The 7,525-nt window shown below is 63.8% G+C and carries 6 protein-coding genes and 1 tRNA gene; 5 read left to right on the top strand and 2 right to left on the bottom strand.

Annotated features, from left to right (window positions below; all coding sequences use genetic code 11):
- Positions 1-84: 84 nt before the first annotated feature.
- Positions 85-161 (bottom strand) — tRNA-Met (locus BUA41_RS17300).
- A 169-nt stretch (positions 162-330) separates the two neighbouring features.
- On the opposite strand from BUA41_RS17300, the gene phbB reads away from it, so the two are divergent.
- On the top strand, positions 331-1,077 hold the full coding sequence (phbB, locus tag BUA41_RS17295) for an acetoacetyl-CoA reductase (protein WP_072825180.1): 747 nt from the start codon (positions 331-333) through the stop codon (positions 1,075-1,077).
- Between the two features lie 68 nt (positions 1,078-1,145).
- Here the strand turns inward: phbB and BUA41_RS17290 are convergent, their stop codons facing one another.
- Positions 1,146-3,914, bottom strand: coding sequence for a DUF349 domain-containing protein (locus BUA41_RS17290; RefSeq protein WP_072825178.1), 2,769 nt, complete (start codon positions 3,912-3,914; stop codon positions 1,146-1,148).
- A gap of 227 nt (positions 3,915-4,141) precedes the next feature.
- Between BUA41_RS17290 and minC the strand changes: the two genes are divergently transcribed.
- Genes minC through sbcB form a run of 4 tightly spaced genes read left to right on the top strand, consistent with a single transcriptional unit; the run spans position 4,142 to position 7,521 of the window.
- Positions 4,142-4,888, top strand: coding sequence for a septum site-determining protein MinC (gene minC / locus BUA41_RS17285; RefSeq protein ID WP_072825176.1), 747 nt, complete (start codon positions 4,142-4,144; stop codon positions 4,886-4,888).
- A 47-nt stretch (positions 4,889-4,935) separates the two neighbouring features.
- On the top strand, positions 4,936-5,754 hold the full coding sequence (minD, locus tag BUA41_RS17280) for a septum site-determining protein MinD (RefSeq protein WP_072825174.1): 819 nt from the start codon (positions 4,936-4,938) through the stop codon (positions 5,752-5,754).
- Positions 5,751-6,005 carry a cell division topological specificity factor MinE gene (gene minE, locus BUA41_RS17275; RefSeq protein WP_048307784.1) on the top strand — a complete coding sequence of 85 codons (255 nt, stop codon included), beginning with the start codon at positions 5,751-5,753 and terminating at the stop codon, positions 6,003-6,005. Before minD ends, minE begins: the two co-directional genes overlap by 4 nt.
- Before the next feature lie 55 nt (positions 6,006-6,060).
- Complete coding sequence (gene sbcB, locus BUA41_RS17270) at positions 6,061-7,521, top strand: exodeoxyribonuclease I (protein WP_072825172.1); 1,461 nt, start codon at positions 6,061-6,063, stop codon at positions 7,519-7,521.
- Positions 7,522-7,525 lie beyond the last annotated feature (4 nt).

Here is a 7,525-nt window from a genome sequence, read left to right as displayed (position 1 = left end):
CCGCCGGTTCGCAATAGAGAGGGAACCGATGGCCTTCGGGCCATGAAAAAAGCCGACGCTTGGAGGCATCGGCTTTTCTGAATTTGGTAGCGGGGACCGGATTTGAACCGATGACCTTCGGGTTATGAGCCCGACGAGCTACCAGACTGCTCCACCCCGCATCAGATTGTGCGTTGCATTATAAGGAAATTCTGCAAATCGTCAAGGCTCAAGGCCAGACAACAGGGAAAAACTCGTCCATACTTTGTGTGCGAATGTCATCACTGTGACGTTCTTGTTATTGAGGCTGGCGCCGTCAGTCCAACTTGTCATGCATCAGGGGGAGATAATATGACACAAACAGCACCCGTGGCTTGGGTAACCGGCGGAACCGGCGGCATCGGTTCAGCGATCTGCCGCGAATTGGCCAAGGAGGGGTATCAGGTCGTGGCGGGTTACCACAATCCAGAGAAGGCGAAGGCCTGGCTGGAAGAGCGCAAGGCCGAAGGTTTCGACAATATCGCGCTTTCTGGAGCCAACCTGACCGATTACGAGGATTGCGAAGCCGGTGCCCGGGAGATCAGCGAGCAGTACGGGCCGGTAAGCGTGCTGGTCAACTGTGCCGGGATCACCCGAGATACCACCATGAAGAAGATGACCGCCGAGCAGTGGCGCGAGGTCATCGACACCAACCTCAACAGCGTCTTCAACACCTGTCGCAGTGTCATCAACGACATGCTCGAGGCGGGTTACGGGCGCATCGTCAATATTTCCTCGATCAATGGCCGCAAGGGCCAGTTTGGCCAAGCCAACTATGCGGCGGCCAAGGCCGGCATGCACGGCCTGACCATGTCCCTGGCCCAGGAGACCGCCACCAAGGGCATCACCGTCAATACCCTTTCTCCCGGCTATATCGCGACGGACATGATCATGGCCATTCCGGAGAAGATTCGCGAGTCGATTCGCGAGGGGATTCCGGTCAAGCGTTTCGGGACGCCCGAGGAGATTGCGCGTGCCGTCGCCTTCCTGGCGCATCGCGAATCCGGTTTCATCACCGGAGCCAACCTGGACATCAACGGCGGTCAGTTCATGGGCTGACACCACGGCAGCGCCGCGAACCCACCCGAGGTGGAAGAGAGCGAGGCTGGCGCCTCGCTCTCGGCGTTTCAGGGCGTGGGCGAGCTGGCCAGCTGGTTCAGCAGCCTGTCCAGCTCGCCGGCTTCCCGGGTCCACAGCGAAGGGCGCACCGGCCCGGTCGCGAGGATGTCGCAAAGAATGGCATGGAGCTCCTCGGTCTTGGACAACGCCTGTTCGCGCGCGTCGTTTAGACGCTTTACCTGAATCGCCAGTCGCAACGGTTCGTCCTCACGGTCGAGACCGCCGCCGGCCAGCAGGGTCAGGTGAACGCGGGAGCGGGCCAGGGCCGCCTCGACGCTTGCCTCATCGGGAGGTGCATGGCGTGCCGCATTGCGCCGTTCCTGGGCGCGCTGCATGGCATCGTCGAGTGCGAAGGGAGCTTCGACATCCTCTGCGGCATGGCCCTCGAGGAGGCGGGCGTCCGCCTTGAGATGTGCTTCCAGCAGTGGCCCCAGGCGTCGCCAGCGTAGAGCCTCTTCACTCAACGCAAGCCGCGCGAGCTGCTCGCGCCGGGAACGGACGATGCCCGTCCAGCGTCGGCGCATGCCTTCGCTGCGGCGGCCCCCGGGCAACGGCTCCAGGGTGTCTGCCTCGGCAACTGCCTGATCGAGTACCTGGGCTTCGTCGCTGCTCGACGGCTGCCAGGCATCGAGACGTTCGATCAGTGCCTGCATGGCGTCAAGGTGCTCGCGGGCACGCTGCGCCCGGTCATCGCGCTCGCTCTCCCGGGCAGCAAAGATGCCGTCGCACAGGCCACGAAACTCACGCCACAAGGCCTGTTCCTCGCCCTTGGGGGCGCGACCGAGTTCTCGCCAGCGACGCTGCAGGTCCTTGGCCTTCTCGGCACGTTTCGATGCCGGGGTGGTGTCCGATCGAAGCTGGCGCGCTTCTTCCACGAGCGCCTGCTTGGCAGCGGCGATTTCCTGGGCGCGACGATCGATCAGCGTCTGCAGGGCATGACGGATGCGGCCAAAGCGATGGCCGAGGCTTTCGCCATGGCCACGCGGAACCGGGGAGAAGAGTCGCCACTGCTCCCGGGCCCGGTCACGAATCTGGCGCAGGGCATCGGGGTCGGCATGCGGGTCGGCGTGCTCGATCAGGTTCTCGAGTTGCTCGCAGAGGGCTACCCGAGCCTTCAGGTTGCGCTGGCGTTCCTCGTTCTGGGCCTCACGCCATGAGCCGAGACGTTCGTGAATGCGCTCCGAGGCATTGCGAAAGCGTGTCGAGAGCTCCCGGTCGATTGCTGCATCGCCCAGATCCTTCCACTCCTTGACGAGCTGTCGATGGCGACGATCGAGCTCACCGTCGCTGAGCGTCGTGTTCTCGGCAAGCTCGTCGATGGCCTGGCACAACTGGTCCCGTTTCGGGCCGGCAACGAAGCTGCGCCAGTCGCGCAGCTCGGCCAGGCGAGCACCCAGACGCCTGAGAGTCGGCTGGTAAGCCTGATGCCGGTCCGCGGGAAGCGACTCGCTGCGCTGGCGCAGACTGTGATGCAGGCGACTGGCCGGTTTGAAGGCGCCGCGTTCGAGCAGGCGCTCGAGTTCCTTCAGGTCGCCTTCGAAGCGGGCGACCTTCTGCTCGTCGGACTCGGCCGTCGAATCGTCGGCGAGACAGTGATGCACTTGTTTCAGCAGAGGAGAGGGTGGCAGGCCATCGGGCCAGTCGAGCTCTTTCAATGTCTGACGCAGTGCCGCAGTGTCCTGCCTGCCCAAGGCATCGCTCAACCTCTGCGCGTTCTGCTCGAGGCGCTTCCAGGCCTGATTGATCCGGTCCTGTTCGGCCAGGGCCTGGGTGTAGCGAGTGCTGAGCTCCACATCCGGAGCGTGCTGGTCGGAGAGGGTCTGCCAGCGATTGGCCAGTAAACGCTTGTGGGCGTTCAGGCTCGCCAGGTCCTGCTCGGTGATCTGGCTCTCCTGGCGCAGGCTTGCCAGGTCTTCCTCGAGCGCCTCTATCAGCGTGCGACGGGCGTCATCGGCGTCACTGCGTCGACGGTCCGCGCTGGCGATGGCCTCATGCTGAGCCTCATGGTCGCTGATGATCTTGCGACAGCGCAGGCTCGCCTCCTGAAACCGCAGTTCCTGATCGTTGGTGGGCAGATCGCCGAGCGCTTCCCATTCCCGGTGCAGGTGGCGGTAGCGGCCTGCGTACAGAGGCTCCCAGGCATGTCGGGCGTGCTGTTCAAGCGCCTCCAGGATCCGTTCCCGCCTGGCGCGTTGAGCCTCGGTCTGGGCGGCATCCTCGCGCAGGCGATTCAGGCGCTCCCGGGCCAGGCGAGCGACCTGCTTGTCACGACGCGCGCCGCGGCTCAGGCGGGAAAGCCCTTCCTCGGTGGTGACACGCTTGGCGGCGGCATGACGGACCGCCGCGATCCCGTTCTCGATCGCCTGGTGGATGAGCGTCTCTTCGTCCTGGATGCGCTCCAGCGCTGCCAGGCGCAGCTCCTGGTTGTCGCCTTCCAGTGCCAGTCGACTCAGCAATTGTCGGTCGTCGATCTCGCCGACCAGGCTCAGGCGCGTGCTTAGAGGGGGGGCTCCGGGGCGACCGATGAGCAAGACCTCCAGCCGCGCGCGCAGCTCCGGCGAGTCGTGGCTCTTCATGAGCCGAAGAAGCTGGGCTGGGTCCGTCAGGCGGGCGAGAGCCACCTGGCGGACGCTGGCATGATCGTCGCCGGCAAGTCGTTCCAGTCGTTCGCGATCCTGGGGCTGGTCGGCATCAAGGCGTGCCACGGCTTGACGCCGGATCGCGGGATCGCGGTGCTGCCAACGGGGAGCAAAGAAACGACGAAAGAATCCTGACATCACTGGACATGCATCCCTGAAAGAGTTCTGTATGATGTTGTAGGTGTTGGGACGGCATCCTGCCGTGTCGACACCGTTATCATCTAAGCATGTGCGCTACCACCGTGAAAGCCCGAAGCGTTGATGCGCGAGGACGCTGACAAGTCATGCTGGCTGGGCGTATCATCGGTTGCAGCCTGGCAAGCCCTCGCTTAGCTTAGTGACATTACCCGACGCGGAGATCGGCGATGAGTCTCAACGTGGACAGGGCAGGTACTGCCTTTTCTTTCAAGGGCGGCATGCTGCCCATGACGGTCATGGAGCTGACCAGTGCGGACCCTGAACGGATCCGCGAACAACTGGCGGGCAAGCTCAGCCAGGCGCCGGCATTCTTTCAGCACACGCCGGTCGTGTTGAGCGTGGAAAAGCTCGACGAACCGCATCTGGCCCTGGAGCGAATCTGCGCCGTGTGCCGAGCGCACAAGCTGCTGCCGGTGGCCGTGCGTGGTGGGTCCGATCCGGTCAAGCAGTCGGCCTGGGCACTCGGGCTCGGCTGGTTCCCCCCTCAGGAACCCCGCTCGCGCAATCTCGAGAGCGTCGCCTCCGCAGTAACCGAACAAGAGCGAGCAGAAGAAGTAAGCCCGGCCCCGCCGGGTGTCGCGCCCGTGGGGAGTCGCATCTTTCGGGGGACGGTGCGCTCCGGCCAGCAGGTCAGCGCCCCGGAAGGCGATCTGGTCGTGCTGGGTGCGGTCAACGCCGGTTCGGAGGTACTCGCCGGCGGGAACGTGCACGTCTACGGAGCCTTGCGAGGACGCGCCCTCGCGGGTATCCATGGGGATCGCGAGGCTGGTATCTTCTGCCACGAATTGCATGCCGAGCTGCTCTCCGTGGCCGGTAACTACAAGCGTCTCGAGGATATCGACCCGCAATTGCTTGGCAAGGCGGTACAGGTGCGTCTCAACGACGATCAGTTGACCATCGGATCACTGATATGAAGCCGGGCGCTGTCAACGACCATCAAACTAGCAACAGGAAGCTTATCTTGGCCAAGATCATTGTAGTGACCTCCGGCAAGGGCGGGGTCGGAAAAACGACCAGTGCAGCAGCCATCGCTACCGGGCTGGCACTACGCGGCAACAAGACGGTGGTGATCGATTTCGACGTGGGGTTGCGTAACCTGGACTTGATCATGGGCTGCGAGCGTCGCGTGGTCTACGATCTGGTCAACGTGATCCAGGGCGAGGCCGGCCTGAATCAAGCCATGATCCGCGACAAGCGCGTCGACAATCTCTACATCCTGCCCGCTTCCCAGACCCGCGACAAGGACGCGCTGACCTCCGAGGGGGTCGAGAAGGTGCTGGATGATCTGTCCAGGGACTTCGACTACATCATCTGCGATTCCCCGGCGGGTATCGAGCGCGGCGCCCAGCTGGCCATGTACTATGCCGACGAGGCCGTCGTGGTGACCAATCCCGAGGTTTCCTCGGTGCGCGACTCCGATCGTATCCTGGGGCTGTTGTCCGCCAAGACGCGCCGTGCAGAGCAGAAGCGCGATCCGGTCAAGGAGCACCTGCTGATCACCCGATACCATCCGGAGCGCGTCACCTACGGTGACATGCTCAACCTGGAAGACATCCGCGAGATCCTGTCCATCAACCTGATCGGGCTGATCCCCGAGTCCGAGGCGGTGCTGCGGGCCTCGAACCAGGGCGTGCCGGTGACCCATGACCAGAAAAGTGACGCCGGCCAGGCCTACACCGACACCGTGTCCCGGCTTCTCGGAGAAGATGTTCCGCTACGTTTTCACGAATTTCAAAAGAAAGGTCTGCTCTCCCGCGTGTTCGGAGGAGGTCGCCGGTGAAACTACTCGAATTTCTGAAGCGTGAACGTAAACAGTCGGCCTCGGTGGCCAAGGAGCGCCTGCAGATCATCGTTGCCCACCAGCGCAGCCAGCGAGGGCAGCCGGATTACATGCCGATGCTGGAGAAGGAGCTGCTGGAGGTGATCCGCCGCTACGTGAACGTCGATCAGGAGGCCATCAACATCAGCCTCGACCGTGAGGATGACTGCTCGGTACTCGAGCTCAACGTCACCCTGCCGCACAGCGGCTGAGAGGTGGGCTCTGGTGTGCTAGGCTGACCGCTTCGTTCAGGCGTGGAGAGCGGTCATGGCGCAGCACGGCGCTTCTCAGCAAACATTCCTCTGGCACGACTATGAGACCTTCGGTGCCGATCCGCGTCGCGATCGGCCCTCGCAGTTCGCCGCCATTCGCACCGATGCGGATTTCAACGAGATCGGTGAGCCGCTGACCCTCTACTGCAAGCCGGCCGATGATTATCTGCCGCACCCTCAAGCCTGTCTGCTCACCGGGATTACCCCGCAGACGGCCAGGCGCCGTGGCCTTCCCGAAGTCCAGTTTGCCCAGCGCATCAATGCCGAAATGAGCGTTCCGGGTACCTGCGCGCTTGGCTACAACAGCCTGCGTTTCGACGACGAGGTATCGCGGCACCTGTTCTATCGCAACTTCCTCGACCCCTACGCCCGGGAGTGGCAGAACGGCAACTCGCGCTGGGATCTGATCGACGTGGTACGCGCCTTCCATGCCCTGCGGCCGGACGGCATCGAATGGCCAGCCCGGGAGGATGGTGCGCCCAGCTTCCGGCTCGAGCACCTCACCGCCGCGAACGGCATCGAGCATGCCGGTGCCCACGATGCCCTGGCCGACGTGCGTGCCACCATTGCCCTGGCACGGCTGCTCAAGGCGCGCAATGCCAAGCTGTTCGATTACCTGCTCAGGCTGCGCAGCAAGCGCGAGGTGGCCAAGCTGCTGGACATCCCCTCCCGCAAGCCGATGCTGCACATCTCGCGTCGCTATCCGGCGAGTCGCGGTTGCAGCACCCTGGTGATGCCCCTGGCCGAACATCCTTCCAATCCCAACGGCGTGATCGTCTACGATCTGGCCGTCGATCCTTCGCCTCTCTTCGCCCTTTCCGCCGAGGAAATACGTGAACGGGTGTTTGCCAGCGCCGACGAGCTGGCCGAGGGCGACGCCCGGATCCCTCTCAAGGTCGTGCACATCAACCGTAGCCCCGTGCTGTTGCCGGTGGCCGCCGTGAACGATGAGGTGGCCGCCCGGCTCAAGCTCGACCGGGCGCAATGCGAGGCTCACTGGAAGGCGCTGTGCGCCAATCCCGAGGCCGCACGCAAGGCGGCGGCGGTGTTTGCGGAAGGGCCGGGAGCCGGGCCCCAGGACCCGGACCTGATGCTCTATAGCGGCGGGTTCTTCTCTCCGGCGGATCGCCAGGAGATGCAGCGGGTGCTCGAGACGCCGCCGGAGGCACTGGGAGATACCGCCTTTGCCTTTCAGGACCCGCGACTCGAGGAAATGCTGTTCCGCCTGCGGGCGCGCAACTATCCCGATTCGCTCAGCAGTGACGAGCAGGCCCAGTGGGAGGCCTATCGCTGGGCACGCATGAACGATGCCAGCCTGGGCGTGCTGACCCTCCAGGCCTTCGCCCGGGAGATCGAGCGGCTCAACCAGGTTTCCCTCGACGACCGCGAGCGTCAGATCCTCGAGGAACTGGTGATGCATGTGGAGGCAATGATGCCGGCCCAGGCTTTCGGTTAGCCAT

Source organism: Modicisalibacter ilicicola DSM 19980, assembly GCF_900128925.1.
GTDB classification, from domain to species: domain Bacteria; phylum Pseudomonadota; class Gammaproteobacteria; order Pseudomonadales; family Halomonadaceae; genus Modicisalibacter; species Modicisalibacter ilicicola.
Note: the sequence above shows the minus strand (reverse complement) of the source record. Positions and strands in the feature narration are given on the sequence as shown.

Bases quoted from the DNA above. Each gene is read 5' to 3' on its own strand.
- phbB (WP_072825180.1), top strand. From the start codon at position 331: ATGACACAAACAGCACCCGTGGCTTGGGTAACCGGCGGAACCGGCGGC.
- BUA41_RS17290 (WP_072825178.1), bottom strand. From the start codon at position 3,914: ATGTCAGGATTCTTTCGTCGTTTCTTTGCTCCCCGTTGGCAGCACCGC.
- minC (WP_072825176.1), top strand. From the start codon at position 4,142: ATGAGTCTCAACGTGGACAGGGCAGGTACTGCCTTTTCTTTCAAGGGC.
- sbcB (WP_072825172.1), top strand. From the start codon at position 6,061: ATGGCGCAGCACGGCGCTTCTCAGCAAACATTCCTCTGGCACGACTAT.